Here is a 15,206-nt window from a genome sequence, read left to right on the forward strand (position 1 = left end):
CGCTCCGGGACGCCCTGTTGCCCGGGGGAAAAGCGGTATGCTGAACGGTCGGTTCGAGTCGCCCGCGGCGGTCGGTGCCGCGCCGCGCCGGGCGCCCCCGTCCGGGCGGATCACGCGCTTCCGGCCGGGCGAAAGGCCGGGGATTCCGGCGGAGCGGCGGGGGTGGCTGGAACACTTTCGCGCTCCGCGGCTTTCATGCCTGACGAAAGGCCGTTATGGTCGCGTCCCAAGAAACGAGAGGGAGCCACAATGGACGCCGACTCCATTCGCGCCGCTTACCGGCGCTACGCCCGCTTCTACGACCCGGTGTTCGGGAACCTGCTGGCGTCGGGCCGCCACGCCGCGGTCCGCTGGATCAACCGGCGAGGCGGACTGCGCGTGCTGGAGGTGGGCGTCGGCACCGGCATCTCGCTGTCGGACTACCGCAAGGACAACCAGGTCGTCGGCATCGATCTGTCCACCGAGATGCTGCGCGTCGCGCAGGAGCGCGTGGACCGGGAGCGGCTGGAGAATGTCGAGGGCCTGCTGGAGATGGACGCCGGTAAGCTGGCCTTCGCCGACGGCAGCTTCGATCTCGTCGTCGCCATGTACGTGATGACGGTCGTCCCCGACCCGCAGGGCACGATGCTGGAGCTGGAGCGTGTCTGCAAGCCGGGCGGCGACATCCTGATCGTCAACCACTTCGCCGCCGACAAGCCGGGCATCCGCCGTTCGGTCGAGAACTGGATGGCGCCCTTCTCCAAGAAGCTGGGCTGGCGCCCGGACTTCACGCTGGACACGCTGATGTCCGGCTCCCGCCTGAAGGTGGAGGAGTTGCAGACCGTCCCGCCCTTCGGCCTGTTCAGCCTGCTGCACTGCCGCCGCCAGGCCGACGCCCTGGCATAAGGGTGGGGGCGTAAGGCGCGGGAACCTGACCGCGGCCATGGGGTTTCCCATCCGTTGCTGAACGGAGTGGACCCCGATGGCGCGGCTGTGGGCGTTCCTTCTCGCCGGGTTGCTGACGGCGCCCACGGCCCTTCCCGCCATGGCGGCCGGGGCGACGGTCACGCTCGCCTGCAGCGGGCTGGGCATCGCGTCGGACCTCTGCCGGGACGGCGCGCGAAGCTGGGCGGAGCGCACCGGCAACGAGGTGCGCTTCGTCTCCCCGCCGAAGGGGGCGGGGGAGCAGCTGGCGCTCTACCAGCAGCTTCTCGCGGCCGGGTCGGCGGACATCGACGTCTTCCAGATCGACGTGGTCTGGCCGGGCATCCTCGGCGCCTATTTCGTGGACCTGCGCGAGACGGTCGATCCGGAGACGATCGCCCAACACCTGCCGGCGATGATCGACGCGGCGACGGTGAAGGGGCGGCTGGTGGCTCTGCCCTGGTTCGCCGATGTCGGGCTGCTCTACGTCCGCAAGGATCTGCTGGACAAGCACCAGCGCCCGGCCCCGGAAAGCTGGGAGGAGCTTCAGGAGACCGCCGCCCTGATCCAGAAGGCGGAGCGCGCCGCCGGCAACGAGCGGATGTGGGGCTACGTCTGGCAGGGCCGCGCCTATGAGGGGCTGACGGTCAACGCGCTGGAATGGATCGCCAGCCGCAACGGCGGCACCATCGTCGATCCCGACGGCACCATCACCATCGACAACCCGCGCGCCGTCGAGGCGCTGACCATCGCGCGGGGCTGGATCAACAGCATCAGCCCGCTCGGCGTCCTGAACTACATGGAGGAGGAGGCGCGCGGCGTCTTCCAGTCCGGCAACGCCGTCTTCATGCGCAATTGGCCCTACGCTTGGACGCTGGTCGACGGGCCGGACAGCCCGGTGCGCGGCAAGGTCGCCGTCGTGCCGCTCCCGAAAGGCGGGCCGGATGGCCGGCATGCGGCGACGCTGGGCGGGCAGCTGCTGGCGGTCAGCAAATTCTCCGCCCATGTTCCGGAAGCGGTGGACCTCGCCCGCCACCTGACCAGCCCGGAGGAGCAGAAGCGCCGCGCCATCCAGGGTGGGGCCAACCCCACGATTCCGGCCTTGTACGACGATCCGCAGGTTCTGGCCGCCAACCCCTTCTTCGCGGATCTCGCCAAGTCGATCGGCAGCACGGTCAACCGGCCGGCCCAGGCCACGGGCATGCGCTACAACCAGGTCTCGTCGGAGTTCTACAGCGACACGCACGAGGTTCTGAGCGGCATGCAACCCGCCGGGGAGACGCTGGCCCGGCTGAAGGAGGCGCTGGTCCGCATCAGCCGGGGAGGGCGCTGGTGACCGGTGCGCGGGCGTCCGGCCTGAAGACATCCGATCTGACAAGGCAACGCCGCCGCTCGGCGTGGCTGTTCCTGTTGCCGATGCTGGTGGTGCTGGCCGCCGTGGCGGGCTGGCCGCTGGTCCGCACCGTCTACTACTCCTTCACCGACGCGACGCTCGCCACGCTGGACGCCTACGCGCGCGTCGGGCTCGACAACTATCTGTGGCTGATGCGGGACCCGGTCTGGTGGCGGGCGGTGTGGAACACCGTGCTGTTCACGGTGGTGTCGGTGTCGCTGGAGACGGCGCTGGGGCTGGTCGTCGCGCTGACGCTGAACGCGCACCTGCCGGGGCGCGGGCTGCTGCGTGCCGCCGTGCTGATCCCCTGGGCCATCCCGACCGTCGTGTCCGCCCAGATGTGGGGCTGGATGTTCCACGACCTCTACGGCGTCGTGAACGCGGCTTTGCTGGGGATCGGCGTCATCGCCCAGCCGCAGGCCTGGACGGCGGATCCGAACCTCGCCTTGCCGGTGGTCATCGCGGTGGACGTGTGGAAGTCGACGCCCTTCATGGCGCTGCTGATCCTGGCCGCCCTGCAGATGCTGCCCCAGGACATCTACGAAGCGGCGCGGGTGGACGGAGTGCATCCGGTCAAGGTCTTCTTCCGCATCACGCTGCCGCTGATCCGCCCGGCCCTGATGGTCGCGGTCCTGTTCCGCACGCTGGACGCGTTGCGCGTGTTCGACCTGATGTATGTGCTGACCGGGAACAGCCGTTCGACCATGTCGATGTCGGTCTACGCGCGGCAATACCTGATCGACTTCCAGGACGTCGGCTACGGCTCCGCCGCCGCGACGCTGCTGGTGCTGATCCTGGCGCTGGCCACGGTCGCGGCGATCACGCTGGGGCGGGTGCGGTTCGAGGCGGGGCGATGATGGAGTTTGAACCACAGAGGCACGGAGACACAGAGGGCGTTGTTTCTCTGTGTCTCCGTGCCTCTGTGGTGAATCGCTGAAACCAAGGGAAAGACCATGCGCCTTCGACGCACCGCCGGACGCATCGCCTTCGGGATCCTTGTTCTGGGGATCGTGGTCTACGCGGTGTTTCCCTTCTACTGGGCGATCGTCACCTCGCTGAAGGCGGGGAGCGCGCTGTTCACGGTGGAGGCTTGGCCCTCGCAGCCCTCCCTGGACAACTACCGGGCCATCTTCAGCCAGCAGCCCTTCGGGCGGAACATCCTGAACTCGCTGGGCGTCTCCCTGTCGGTGGTAGCACTCTCGCTGGGGCTGGCGGTGGCGGCGGCTTACGCGCTGGGGCGGGTGCGGTTCCGCGGGCGGACGCTGCTTCTGCTGGTCGTGCTGGGCGTGTCGATGTTCCCGCAGGTGGCCGTGCTGTCGGGCCTGTTCGAACTGGTGCGCTGGCTCGGCCTCTACAACCGGATGGGGTCGCTGGTGTTGTCCTACATGATCTTCACGCTGCCCTTCACGGTGTGGGTGCTGACCACCTTCATGCGCGAGCTGCCCAAGGAGCTGGAAGAGGCCGCCATGGTGGACGGCGCGTCGCCCTTCGTGATCGTGACGCGGGTGTTCCTGCCGCTGATGGGGCCGGCGCTGGCGGCGACGGGGCTGCTCGCCTTCATCGCCGCCTGGAACGAGTTCCTGTTCGCCCTGACCTTCACCCTGACCGACGAGGCGCGCACCGTGCCGGTCGCCATCGCGCTGATGTCCGGCGCCAGCCAGTACGAGCTTCCCTGGGGCCAGATCATGGCGGCCTCCGTCGTCGTGACGGTGCCGCTGATCGCGCTGGTGCTGGTCTTCCAGCGCCGCATCGTGTCCGGCCTGACCGCCGGCGCGGTGAAGGGCTGACGCCGATGGCCGCCGTCACGCTGCGCGGGGTGCGCAAGAGCTTCGGCCGGTTCGAGGTGATCCACGGCGTCGACCTGGACATCCGCGACGGGGAGTTCGTGGCCTTCGTCGGCCCGTCCGGCTGTGGCAAGTCCACCCTGCTGCGCCTGATCGCCGGGCTGGAGGACCTCAGCGATGGCGACCTGTCCATCGACGGCGCGCTGGTGAACGACCTGCCGCCGGCCAGGCGCGGGATTGCGATGGTGTTCCAGTCCTACGCGCTCTACCCGCACATGACCGCCTACGACAACATGGCCTTCGGCCTGACCCTGTCGCGCACGGACAAGCGCACGATCGAGGAGCGCGTGCGCGCCGCCGCCCGCCTGCTCCAGATCGAGAACCTGCTGGAGCGCAAGCCGCGCGACCTCTCGGGCGGGCAGCGCCAGCGCGTCGCCATCGGCCGGGCCATCGTGCGGGAGCCGAAGGTCTTTCTGTTCGACGAGCCGCTGTCGAACCTGGACGCCGCACTCCGCGTGCAGACGCGCATGGAGATCGCCAAGCTGAAGGAGGACTTGCGCGCCACCATGATCTACGTGACCCACGACCAGGTGGAGGCGATGACTCTCGCCGACCGCATCGTGGTGCTGAACGCCGGCCGGGTGGAGCAGGTGGGCAGCCCGCTCGACCTCTATCACCGGCCGCGCAACCGCTTCGTGGCGGGCTTCATCGGCTCCCCCGCCATGAACTTCCTGGAGGTCGCTGTTGTGACGGCGGAGGCTGGAGCGGTGACCATTGCGCTGCCGGGCGGAGCCACCCTGCGGATTCCGGTGGATGGCGCGCCGCCCCCGGCCGGGACGCGCCTGACGCTGGGCGTGCGTCCGGAGCATGTCGGGGTGGCGGAGCAGGGGATGCCGGCCACCGTCCTGGCGGTGGAGCGGCTGGGCGGCGAGACACACTGCCACGTCGCGCTGGAGGACGCCCAGCGCATGCTGGTGCGCATGGAGGGGGATATTCCCATTAGCGCTGGAGACCGCTTGCGCCTGAACCTGCGCGGCGAAACCGCGCACCTCTTCGACGATGTGGGGCAGAGGCTTTGACGCTGTGGATCAGGGCGCGGCCTTTGCTTTCGAATGAACTTGCCGGCGAACCTGGGTTGCTGCTTGAATAGGCAGAAGATGGAAGCCATCGCACTGGAGGGGACCTGTTCCTCTCAAAAGACACCCGTCATCCCCGCGAAGGCGGGGATCCAGAGCTTTCCATAGGTGCGCCTTGTGCGAAGCCCTGGATCCCCGCCTTCGCGGGGATGACGGTCGTTCTGTGAATGGATCCATTTCCGTGGGCAATTGCCCTGGAGGCTGGAAGGGGTTCGGCGCGACATGGAGATGATGACAGCCCGGCAGACCGAGATCCTGGCGATCGCCCGCAACCTGGGGCGCGTGGTCGTGGAGGATTTGGCGTCGCGCTTCAACGTCACGCCCCAGACCATCCGCAAGGACCTGAACGAGCTGTGCGACCGGCGCCTGCTGCAACGGGTGCATGGCGGGGCCGTCGCCGGATCCGGCATCGAGAATCTCGGCTACGAGGCGCGGCGGCTGATCGCGCAGGAGGAGAAGCGCTCCATAGGGCAGCGGGCGGCGCAGCTGGTGCCCGACAACTCCTCCCTCTTCATCAACATCGGCACGACGACGGAGGAGGTGGCGCGCGCGCTCCAGGGCCGGTCGGGGCTGGTGGTCATCACCAACAACATCAACGTCGCCAACCTCCTGCGGCCCGAGCCGCACATCGAGGTGATCGTGGCCGGCGGCGTGGTGAGGCGGTCGGACGGCGGCATCGTCGGCGAGGCGGCGATCGACTTCTTCAACCAGTTCATGGTCGATTTCGCCGTGGTCGGCGCGTCGGCCATCGACGAGACCGGCGCGCTGCTCGACTTCGACTACCGCGAGGTGCGGGTGTCGCAGGCCATCATGGCGAACGCCCGCCACGTCATCCTCGTCGCCGACCGCAGCAAGCTGGAACGCACTGCCCCGGTGCGCATCGGCCACATCTCGCAGATTCACACCTTCGTGACCGACGCGCTGCCGTCGGAACGGCTGGGCCGCATCTGCCGCGAATCCGGCGTCCGCGTGGAGGAGGTCTTCCCCGAACGCGCCGCGGAGCCCGCGGACCAGGAGTGAGAGCCGCTGATCCTCGCCGGCGGTGCTTACCGCGGCGGCAGCGGGTATTCCGGCGGGTCGCCCGGCTGCACCAGGTGGATGCGCGTCCCCGTCTCGCCTCCGCCCAGCCCGTCCTTCAGGACCTGCCGCCCGTCATAATGCCCGCCGTTCTGCCGCCGGAAGGGGATTGGCGCGTCGGTGAACAGGCCGCGCAGGCGCGCGCGGTAGCGGTCCGCAATGTCCGCCCACTGTTCCGGAGTGATGCGGTTGGCCTGGTAGACGACGAAGGGCTCCAGCACCGCCATGCCGGGATAGAAGAGCATGCCGTGCTGGATCGGCCAGAGCACGTCATCCAGCGCGCCGTTCACCCCGCGCGGGGTGTAGTGCGACTCCCGCCCGCCGACGGTCATCGACACCAGCGCGCGCCGCCCCAGCAGGTTGCCCTCCCCGAAACGGTCGCCGTAGCGCTCGCCGGCATGCTCCCCGACGCCATAGGCGAAGCCGTAGGCATACACGCGCTCGAACCATCCCTTCATGATGGCGGGCATCGAGTACCACCACAACGGGAATTGCAGGATCACCGCGTCCGCCCACAGCAGCTTCGCCTGCTCCGCGGCGATGTCGTCCCGTTGCGTGCCGCCGAGGAAGGCGTGCTTGGATTCGTAGGCGTAGTTGAGATGGTCCGGATGCGCCCGGTTCGGAAAATCGTCGGCGTCGGCGACCGCCTTCCAATTCATGGCGTAGAGGTCGGAGACTTGGACGGCGTGGCCGAGCCCAGTCAGGGTCTCGACCGCGAGATCCTTCAGGGACCCATTCAGCGATTTCGGTTCGGGATGGGCGTGGATCAGGAAGACGTTCACGGGTCAGGCTCCGTGGGTTGGAAAGGACTGACCCAATCTGGCGCCGCACCCTGCTATTCTGGAAATCGCGAAATCTCTGTGCTGGTATCTATGCCATGGATAGGAACCTCGACCTCAACCTGCTCGTGGCGCTCGACGCGCTGCTGGCGGAGCGCAACGTGACCCGCGCGGCCAAGCGGCTGAACCTCAGCCAACCGGCCCTGTCGGCGCAGTTGGCGCGCCTGCGCGACCTGTTCGGAGATCCGCTGCTGTTGCCGGCGCAGCGCGGGATGATCCCGACGCAGCGGGCGTTGGACCTTCAGGAACCGCTGCGCCGAGCGCTGGAGGAACTGCGCGGCGTGGTCGCTGCGGGGACGTCGTTCGACCCAATCGCCGCGGATTTCGCGGTGTCGATCGCGGCCAGCGACTTCGTCCAGTACGCGATCCTGATGCCGCTTGCCTTCACGCTGTCCAGCGAGGCTCCGAAGCTGCGCTTCGCCTTCCGCGCGCTCGACACGACCACCCTCGTGGCGCAGATGGAGCGCGGCGAGGTCGACCTCGCCCTGATGACCCCGGACGCCGCGCCCGAACCGCTGCGCATGCGCGTTCTGTTTGCCGAACGCTACGTGGCGATCGTGCGCCGCGACCATCCCTCTGTCAGCGATGCGCTCGACTTGGATACCTTCTGCGCGCTCGACCACGTCATCGTGTCGCCGCGCGGGGGCGGCTTCACCGGGCCGACCGACGCGGCGCTGGCGGCGCACGGCCGGTCCCGGCGCGTGGTCCTGTCGGCCCCCGGATTCCTGATCGTGCCGGAGATCATCGAGCGCTCGGACATGATCGCGCTGGTGCCGGAGCGTGTGGCGCGCGACCGCGCCGCCCGCTTTCGGGTGCTGGAGCCGCCGGTGCCCGTGCCGGGCTTCAGCATGGCCATGGTCTGGCACGACCGCACGACCGACCACCCGGCCCAGCGCTGGCTGCGCGACCGGCTGGTGGCCACCGCCGCCCTGTGACCGGCGTTGTCAGGTCCGGCGCCAGATGCCCTGGCCCGGCAGCCGGTCGCGGTCGTGCGCCCGGTCGAGATCCAGCAGCGGCCCCTTCGGGACGATCAGCGTCGGGTTGATCGCCGGGTTGATGTAGTAGCCGGCTTTGATGTGGGCGAGGTTCACCGTGTCCCGGATGCCGGGCCACTGGTACAGCTCCCGCAGGTAATTCGACAGGTTGGGATAGTCTTCGATGCGCTTCAGGTTGCATTTGAAGGCGCCGTGATAGGCGCTGTCGAAGCGCACCAGCGTCACGAACAGCCGCCAGTCGGCCTCGGTCAGATATTCCCCGGCCAGATAACGGCTGAGTTCCAGCCGCTCCTCCAGCCGTTCCAGCGTGGCGAACAGGCTGTCGAAGGCCTCGTCGTAGCTCGCCTGCGACTTGGCGAAGCCGCAGCGGTACACGCCGTTGTTGACGTTCGGGTAGATCAGGTCGTTCCAGGCGTCGATCTCCGCTTGCAGCGTCTCCGGGTAGAGGTCGAGCGTGTTGCCGGTCAGCCCGTCGAAGGCGCTGTTGAGGATGCGGATGATGTCCGCGGACTCGTTGTTGACGATCCGGCGCTCCTTGCGGTCCCACAGCACGGGAACGGACACCTTGCCGGTGTAGGTCGGGTCGGACGCGGTGTAGAGGTGCCAATGCTCCCGGAAGGGCGCCATGCCCTCGGCCGCGACCTGCGGCTCGGCGTAAACCCAGCCATCCTCCCCGATCACCGGTTCGGCGACGGACACGCCGATCACCCGCTCCAGCCCCTTCAGCGCGCGGAAGATCAGCGTGCGCGACGCCCAGGGGCACAGGTACGAGACGTAGAGATGATAGCGCCCGGCCTCCGCCGGCAGGGTCGGGTTGCCGTTCGCGTCGGGGGAGCCGTCCGGGGTGATCCAAAACCGGAAGCGCGTCGGCTCGCGATGGAATGCGCCGTTCTTGATCTCGCTCGCGGCGATGTGGCCCTTGACCCACTCGCCATTCACCAACTGCGGCATGACGGCTCCTGAAACGGCCCGGATGAACAGGGGAAGGAAACTATGTCCCCTCTCCCCTCCGGGGAGAGGGTTAGGGTGAGGGGGATGCGCTTTTGCCGGACGTACCAACGTGGCGGGACCCCCTCACCCTGCCCTCTCCCCAGAGGGGAGAGGGTTGGATTGCGCCTTACGCCTTCACCGCCTCGGCCTCGATCAGGAGCTGGATTTCGTCGCCGATGGCCGGGGCGCCGTACTTCATGCCGAAGTCGGTGCGCTTGACCGTGCCGCGGGCGGAGAAGCCGACCGTCTCCAGCTTGCTGGCCGGGCTGACGCCCTCGTTGTTGAAGGTGACGTCCAGCACGACCGGCTTGGTGACGCCCAGCATAGTCAGGTCGCCGTAGAGCTTGCCGGTCTTGGCGCCGGTCTTCTCGATCTTCGTGCTCTTGAAGGTCAGCTTCGGGAACTCCTTCGCGTTGAAGAAGTCCGGGGAGCGCAGGTGCTCGTCGCGCTTGGCGTGGTTGGTGTCGACGCTGGCGGTGTCGATGGAGACGTTGACCGTGCTCTTCTCAACGGCGTCCTTGTCGAAGGTGACCTCGCCGGCGGCGGTGTTGAAGCGGCCGATCAGGTTGGAAAAGCCGATGTGGTTGACGATGAACGCCACGCTCAGGTGCGCCGGGTCGATCTTGTAGGCGACCGGGGCGGCCGAGGCCGGCGCAAGGGCGCCCAGGGCAACGGAGGCGACCAGGGCGGCGGCGAACAGGGTCTTCTTCATCAAGGAAACTCCGAAGTCGGGAAGGAGAGGAAATGGGTTGGGATCAGTAGGGCGACGCTTCCGCGCCGCCGAGCAGGTAGGCGACGCCGATGGCGATCAGCGCCGGAAGAACGGACAGGACGGTGACCGCCGCGCCGCCCGCCGCCCGGCCGAGGCCGCTGTCGGGCAGCGGCAGCCGGCGGCCGAGACGCTCGGCCAGCAGGGCGGGCAAGGCCAGCAGAAGGACCGCGGCCTCCGTCTGGGTGTAGAGCGCCAGCACGCCGGCCAGCAGAACGGCGGTGCCGGACGCCACGCGGCCCGACACGCCCCAGCCGTGGCGCTCGACCGGCCAGTTCCACAGCAGGAAGCCGCCCGTCGCCGCGGCGAGCGCCAGCGCCATCTGCGCGATGGACGCCGAGGAGCCGATCAGCGCCGTGCCGCCGATGGCCAGTGCCAGCGCGAGCAGCACCGCCGCCGAGGCAACGGCGTTCCGGCCGTCATTGGCGTCTACGCGCCCGAAGACGACGCAGGCCCCGACGAGCAGCAGAACCAGCAGGGTCGCGAAGGCCGCGGGCGTGTCCAGCGCGGGCAGGGCGATCCACACAAGCGACGCGGCGAGCCACGCGGCGGCGAGCGCCGAACCGGCGCGGCCCCTCACGCCGACCGCGTCCGCCACCACGCCGAGGACGAAGCCGCCGGCGACGGACCAGAACAGCTTGCCCATGCTGGACGGCGGGGGCAGGGCGGGAACGCCGACGACCAGGGCGAAGACGGCCAGGAAGGTTACCCCAATGCCGGCCACCGCCAGGAGACGTCCAGGCGCCAGCCGGTGCAGGGCACCCACCGCCACCACGCTCAAGAGCAGGGGCAGGATGCTGGACTGTACGAAGGGATCATGAAGCAGGTCGGACATTCATGCAGCCGAAAGGTCAGTGGAGGCTTCCGCCCGACCGTATGATGTGCTTCCATGAGCGGGAATTCGGAAACTTTGCACAAAGCCTCTGCATGAATGAGCAGGACAGTTGGGACGACCTGCGCTTCCTGCTCGCCGTCGCGCGGAACGGGTCCTTGTCGGCGGCGGCGCGGGTGTTAGGAGTCAACCACTCGACGGTGCTCCGCCGCGTCGCGGCGCTGGAGGAGTCCATGGGCGTCCGGCTGTTTGACAAGCGGCCCGGCGGCTATATCCTGACCGCGGCCGGCGACGAGATGCACCGCGTCGCCCTGAAGGTGGAGGAGGAACTGGCGACCGCCAGCCGGCGCCTGTCTGGCAGCGACTCCCAGATCTCCGGAACGCTGCGCTTCACCACGCTGGACATCCTGGCCCTGCACATCCTGCCCCGGCACATCGCCGCCTTCCGCGCGCTGCACCCGACGCTGAGCGTGGACATGATCGTGGCCGAGGCGTCGCTGAGCCTGACCCGGCGGGAGGCCGACGTCGCCATCCGCTCCACCAACCGGCCGCCGGAGAACCTGGTTGGCCGGGCCGTGGCCTGGCTGGCCTTTGCCGTCTACGGGTCCGCCTCCTACCTGGACACCGCTCCGGCGGCGGACGGTGTCGCGGGGCATGTCTGGGTCGGGCTGGACGAAACCTTCGACCACACGTCGATGATGCGATGGCTGCGCAAGTCGGTGCCGCCGGACCGCATCGCCTGCCGGGTGAACTCGGTCGCGACGGTGCTGGAACTCGTGAAGGCCGGCGCGGGGCTGGGGCTGCTGCCCTGCGGGCTCGCCGACCCTTGCCCGGCCTTGCGCCGCGTCGGCCCGCTCGTCGAGGAGGTCGGGAGCAAGATCTGGCTGCTGACCCACGAAGATCTCCGCCACATGGGGCGCGTGCGCGCCTTCATGGACTTCATGGGCGACGCCTTCGCCCAGGACCGCGCTTTGCTGGAGGGAAGGCGGGATCCGTAGGTTGGGTGGAGCGCCAGCGCAACCCAACAATCCTTCGCCCGGCGACGATGTTGGGTTGCGCTTCGCTCCACCCAACCTACGCGGTCATTGCGGCGCGGCGTCCCGCGGCCCCAGCAGGATGATGGCGGCGCCGACGCCGCAGACGGCGGCGCCGATCAGGTCCCACCGGTCGGGCGCACGGCTCTCCACGATCCACAGCCACAGCAGCGACGCCGCGATGTAGACGCCGCCATAGGCGGCGTAGGCGCGCCCGGCGAAGTCGGCGTCCACGCGGGTCAGCAGCCACGCAAACACCATCAGGCTCAGCAGCCCCGGCGCGATCCACAGCGGCGACTTGCCCAGGCGAAGCCACGCCCAGAAGGCGAAGCAGCCGGCGATTTCCCCCGCCGCGGCGGCGATGTAGACGGCGAGCGTGGTCATGTCGGCTCTTTCGTGGTTCCGGCTTGTCCATCATTCCCGGCGGACCACCGTGGCGCAAGTTTTGCCCGTCGCAGCGCTGTGGGCCGCCAATTCGGCATGGCTGCCCTGCCGGGCGCCGTGCGTGCACGTATGGCTCCAGCCTGACAGAGTGCGCGGCAAGCGTTCGCCGTTATCTGCTCCGGACGCACAGCCTTCCCGAAGGGCATAAAGACAAAAAGAGGGTAAGAGACAGTGTCCACCGTAACCACACAGGAAACCACCACCGGGCCAACCGCGGCACAGCGCGTGTTCGCCATTGTCGGCGCTTCGTCCGGCAACCTCGTCGAGTGGTTCGATTTCTACGTCTACTCATTCTGTGCCTTGTACTTCGCACCGGCCTTCTTTCCGGCGGGTGACGCGACCACGCAGCTGCTGAACACCGCGGGCGTCTTCGCCGCCGGCTTCCTGATGCGCCCAATCGGCGGCTGGATGTTCGGCCGCATCGCCGACCGGCTGGGACGGCGCACCGCCATGATGATCTCGGTCTTCATGATGTGCGGCGGCTCGCTGATGATCGCCGTGCTGCCGACCTACGCCACCATCGGCGTCGCCGCCCCGGCGCTGCTTCTGCTCGCCCGCCTCGCCCAGGGCTTGTCGGTCGGCGGCGAATACGGCACCAGCGCCACCTACATGAGCGAGGTCGCCCTCCAGGGCCGCCGCGGCTTCTACGCGTCCTTCCAGTACGTCACGCTGATCGGCGGCCAGCTGCTGGCCGTGCTGGTCCTGGTGATCCTGCAAAGCCTGCTGACGGTCGACGAGCTGAAGGCCTGGGGCTGGCGTATTCCGTTCGTGCTCGGCGCCCTTGCCGCCCTGGTGGCGCTTCTGCTGCGCCGCTCCCTGGCGGAAACCTCGACCAGCGAGACCCGCGGCCGCAAGGAGGCCGGGACGCTGGCCGGGCTGATGCAGCACAAGCGGGCCTTCCTGACGGTTGTCGGCTTCACCGCCGGCGGCTCGCTGATTTTCTACACCTTCACCACCTACATGCAGAAATACCTGGTCAACAGCGCCGGCATGAACGCCGAGACGGCCAGCCGCATCATGACCGTGGCCCTGTTCGTCTACATGCTGTTGCAGCCGGTGATCGGCGGCATCTCCGACCGGATCGGGCGCAAGGCCTCGATGATCATCTTCGGCGCCCTGGCGACGCTGTGCACCGTGCCGATCCTGGACACGCTGCGCGGCGTGACGGATCCCTACATGGCCTTCTTCCTGATGATCGCCGCGCTGACCATCGTCAGCTTCTACACCTCCATCAGCGGCCTGATCAAAGCCGAGATGTTCCCGCCGGAGGTCCGCGCGCTGGGCGTCGGCCTGTCCTACGCCATCGCCAACGCCCTGTTCGGCGGCACCGCCGAGTATGTGGCGCTGTGGCTGAAGTCGGCGGGCATGGAGGAAAGCTTCTTCTGGTACGTGACGGCGCTGTGTGCCATCAGCTTCGTCGTGTCGCTGACCATGCGCGACCCGACGAAGGAAGGGTATTTGAAGGACGAGCCGTAAAGCGGTTCAATAAAAAGCCCTTCTCCCCTCAAGGGAGAGGGGCTTTTATTTTAAAACACCCACACACGATCCGCCGCCCGCGATCCAGGCTCATCCCCACGCCCTTCAGGATCTCGTTCCCGCCAAGGCGCAGGTGCAGGTTCTCGACGGTCAGCTCAGCCATGCAGGCGCACTCCCAGGCGGAGCGCGGTCAGCAGGCCCGCCCCGACCATTGCGACGTTGATCACGGACGGGGCGGAGATCAGGTCGATGTCGCCCGTCCCCCAGAGCGAGACGAGCAGTGAGCCGATCACCTCCGTCCCCGGCCCCAGCATGCCGAAGCGGATCAGCGGGATGGTGATGTCCATGTTGACCCGGTGCGGCCCAGGACTGGGGCCGGGATTCGGACATCGTCAGGCCTTCGGAAAGAGGCGTCTGGTCACTTGCCCTGCATGGCCTGCTGCCACTGCTTGATGAAGGTCAGGCGCTTGGCCTGGTCCAGGTAGGCCAGCAGCTCCGGCCCGACGCGGATCGGCTTCACCTTGTCGCCCAACTGCGCATTGACGGCGCGCGCGGTCGCGTCGCCCTCCACGTCCTCGCGGATCGAGAACAGCTCCGCCTGGTTGGCGATCAGCGTCTGCCCGCGCTTGGACAGCACATAGTCCATGAAGAGCTTGGCCGCGTTCGGGTTCTTCGCCCCCTTCGGGATGAAGGCGATGCGCGACATCACCAGCGTGTAGTCCTGCGGGTAGACGATGCCGATGCTCGGGTCCTTCTTGGACCGGGCCAGAGCGTAGGAGCCGAAGATGTTGTAGCCGATCAGATGCTCGCCCGACGACACGCGCTCCAGCATCCCGCCGGCGGAGGTGTAGAGCTTGATGCCCGCCGTCCCGAAGGCGCGGAACAGGTTGCGGGCGTCCGGCCAGGCGGCCGCATCCTGCGTCACGAACAGGAAGCCGACGCCCGACCGCTCCGGATCATAGGCGGTGACCTTGCCCTTGTACTCGGCGGCCTTGGCCTTCAGCAGCTTTTCCAGGTCGGCGTGCGTCTTCGGCACGTCGCCCTCATTGACGAGGCGCTTGTTGTAGATGAAGGTCACCGGCTCGAACGTCGTGCCGAAGGCCTCGTTCTTCCACACCGACCATTCCGGCAGGGACTTCATTTCCGGCGTCTCGTAGGGCTGGGCGTAGCCGTCGTTGACCAGCTTGATCTGCAGGTCCATGGCTGAACTCCACAGCACGTCGGCGGTGCCGGCGTTGGCCGCGGCCTCGGAGATGAAGCGGTTGTAGAGTTCGGTGGAGTTGAGGTCGTTGTACTCCACCGTGATGTTGGGGTAGAGCGCCTTGAAGTCGTCGAGCAGCGGACGCACCTGCGAGGCGTCGGTCGACGAATAGACGACGACCTTGCCTTCCTTGTTGGCGGCGGCGACGGTGTCCTTGTAGGCGGCGGGGTAGCCGGCGGGCAGATCCTGCGCCTGCACCGGAGTCAGCGTGAGGGCGGCAAGACCGAGGGCCGCGGCGGCCCCAAGCAGAATCCTGCGCATATCCTCTCCTCC

Annotated in this window: 17 protein-coding genes; 9 read left to right on the forward strand and 8 right to left on the reverse strand. The window is 68.1% G+C overall.

Features of this window, described 5'->3' with window-relative positions:
• The first annotated feature begins 249 nt into the window (after positions 1-249).
• The 6 genes from J2851_RS17725 to J2851_RS17750 all read left to right on the forward strand — a co-directional run bounded on the left by J2851_RS17725 (position 250) and on the right by J2851_RS17750 (position 6,236).
• Positions 250-885, forward strand: coding sequence for a class I SAM-dependent methyltransferase (locus tag J2851_RS17725; protein ID WP_209767714.1), 636 nt, complete (start codon positions 250-252; stop codon positions 883-885).
• A 76-nt stretch (positions 886-961) separates the two neighbouring features.
• Positions 962-2,239, forward strand: a complete 1,278-nt coding sequence (locus J2851_RS17730) for an ABC transporter substrate-binding protein (RefSeq protein ID WP_209767715.1) — start codon at positions 962-964, stop codon at positions 2,237-2,239.
• Positions 2,236-3,153, forward strand: coding sequence for a carbohydrate ABC transporter permease (locus J2851_RS17735; protein WP_417281605.1), 918 nt, complete (start codon positions 2,236-2,238; stop codon positions 3,151-3,153). The genes J2851_RS17730 and J2851_RS17735 overlap by 4 nt, the downstream gene beginning before the upstream one ends.
• A gap of 96 nt (positions 3,154-3,249) precedes the next feature.
• Complete coding sequence (locus J2851_RS17740; protein ID WP_209767716.1) at positions 3,250-4,083, forward strand: carbohydrate ABC transporter permease; 834 nt, start codon at positions 3,250-3,252, stop codon at positions 4,081-4,083.
• A 5-nt stretch (positions 4,084-4,088) separates the two neighbouring features.
• On the forward strand, positions 4,089-5,159 hold the full coding sequence (locus tag J2851_RS17745) for an ABC transporter ATP-binding protein (protein ID WP_209767717.1): 1,071 nt from the start codon (positions 4,089-4,091) through the stop codon (positions 5,157-5,159).
• A 279-nt stretch (positions 5,160-5,438) separates the two neighbouring features.
• The gene (locus tag J2851_RS17750; protein WP_209767718.1) at positions 5,439-6,236 is read left to right on the forward strand and encodes a DeoR/GlpR family DNA-binding transcription regulator; all 798 of its coding nucleotides are present in this window, start codon (positions 5,439-5,441) and stop codon (positions 6,234-6,236) included.
• A gap of 26 nt (positions 6,237-6,262) precedes the next feature.
• Here the strand turns inward: J2851_RS17750 and J2851_RS17755 are convergent, their stop codons facing one another.
• Positions 6,263-7,075 carry an NAD(P)H-dependent oxidoreductase gene (locus J2851_RS17755; RefSeq protein ID WP_209767719.1) on the reverse strand — a complete coding sequence of 271 codons (813 nt, stop codon included), beginning with the start codon at positions 7,073-7,075 and terminating at the stop codon, positions 6,263-6,265.
• A 95-nt stretch (positions 7,076-7,170) separates the two neighbouring features.
• On the opposite strand from J2851_RS17755, the gene J2851_RS17760 reads away from it, so the two are divergent.
• The gene (locus tag J2851_RS17760) at positions 7,171-8,067 is read left to right on the forward strand and encodes a LysR family transcriptional regulator (protein WP_209767720.1); all 897 of its coding nucleotides are present in this window, start codon (positions 7,171-7,173) and stop codon (positions 8,065-8,067) included.
• Positions 8,068-8,076: 9 nt separating this feature from the next.
• On the opposite strand, the gene J2851_RS17765 is transcribed toward J2851_RS17760, so the two are convergent.
• The 3 genes from J2851_RS17765 to J2851_RS17775 form a co-directional block, all read right to left on the reverse strand.
• Positions 8,077-9,078, reverse strand: coding sequence for a glutathione S-transferase family protein (locus J2851_RS17765; protein WP_209767721.1), 1,002 nt, complete (start codon positions 9,076-9,078; stop codon positions 8,077-8,079).
• 166 nt (positions 9,079-9,244) lie between these two features.
• A complete protein-coding gene (locus J2851_RS17770; RefSeq protein ID WP_209767722.1) occupies positions 9,245-9,829 on the reverse strand; it encodes a YceI family protein in 585 nt (194 codons plus the stop codon).
• A gap of 43 nt (positions 9,830-9,872) precedes the next feature.
• Positions 9,873-10,721 carry a hypothetical protein gene (locus tag J2851_RS17775; RefSeq protein ID WP_209767723.1) on the reverse strand — a complete coding sequence of 283 codons (849 nt, stop codon included), beginning with the start codon at positions 10,719-10,721 and terminating at the stop codon, positions 9,873-9,875.
• 92 nt (positions 10,722-10,813) lie between these two features.
• On the opposite strand from J2851_RS17775, the gene J2851_RS17780 reads away from it, so the two are divergent.
• The gene (locus J2851_RS17780; RefSeq protein ID WP_209767724.1) at positions 10,814-11,716 is read left to right on the forward strand and encodes a LysR family transcriptional regulator; all 903 of its coding nucleotides are present in this window, start codon (positions 10,814-10,816) and stop codon (positions 11,714-11,716) included.
• A gap of 84 nt (positions 11,717-11,800) precedes the next feature.
• Here J2851_RS17780 and J2851_RS17785 read toward each other — a convergent pair whose 3' ends face one another.
• Entirely contained in the window at positions 11,801-12,136 is a 336-nt protein-coding gene (locus J2851_RS17785) for a YnfA family protein (RefSeq protein WP_209767725.1), read from the reverse strand.
• A gap of 231 nt (positions 12,137-12,367) precedes the next feature.
• On the opposite strand from J2851_RS17785, the gene J2851_RS17790 reads away from it, so the two are divergent.
• Positions 12,368-13,672: an MFS family transporter gene (locus tag J2851_RS17790; RefSeq protein WP_209767726.1), complete on the forward strand. Its 1,305-nt coding sequence runs from the start codon at positions 12,368-12,370 to the stop codon at positions 13,670-13,672.
• Positions 13,673-13,700: 28 nt separating this feature from the next.
• Here J2851_RS17790 and J2851_RS36350 read toward each other — a convergent pair whose 3' ends face one another.
• From J2851_RS36350 to J2851_RS17800, 3 genes are all read right to left on the reverse strand, one after another.
• Positions 13,701-13,835 (reverse strand): hypothetical protein, encoded by a 135-nt coding sequence (locus J2851_RS36350; RefSeq protein ID WP_281416044.1) that lies wholly within the window; start codon positions 13,833-13,835, stop codon positions 13,701-13,703.
• On the reverse strand, positions 13,828-14,019 hold the full coding sequence (locus J2851_RS17795; RefSeq protein WP_209767727.1) for a hypothetical protein: 192 nt from the start codon (positions 14,017-14,019) through the stop codon (positions 13,828-13,830). Before J2851_RS17795 ends, J2851_RS36350 begins: the two co-directional genes overlap by 8 nt.
• Positions 14,020-14,090: 71 nt before the next feature.
• Positions 14,091-15,194, reverse strand: a complete 1,104-nt coding sequence (locus tag J2851_RS17800; protein WP_209767728.1) for an ABC transporter substrate-binding protein — start codon at positions 15,192-15,194, stop codon at positions 14,091-14,093.
• Between the last annotated feature and the right edge of the window lie 12 nt (positions 15,195-15,206).

This window comes from Azospirillum rugosum, from assembly GCF_017876155.1.
GTDB lineage: Bacteria > Pseudomonadota > Alphaproteobacteria > Azospirillales > Azospirillaceae > Azospirillum > Azospirillum rugosum.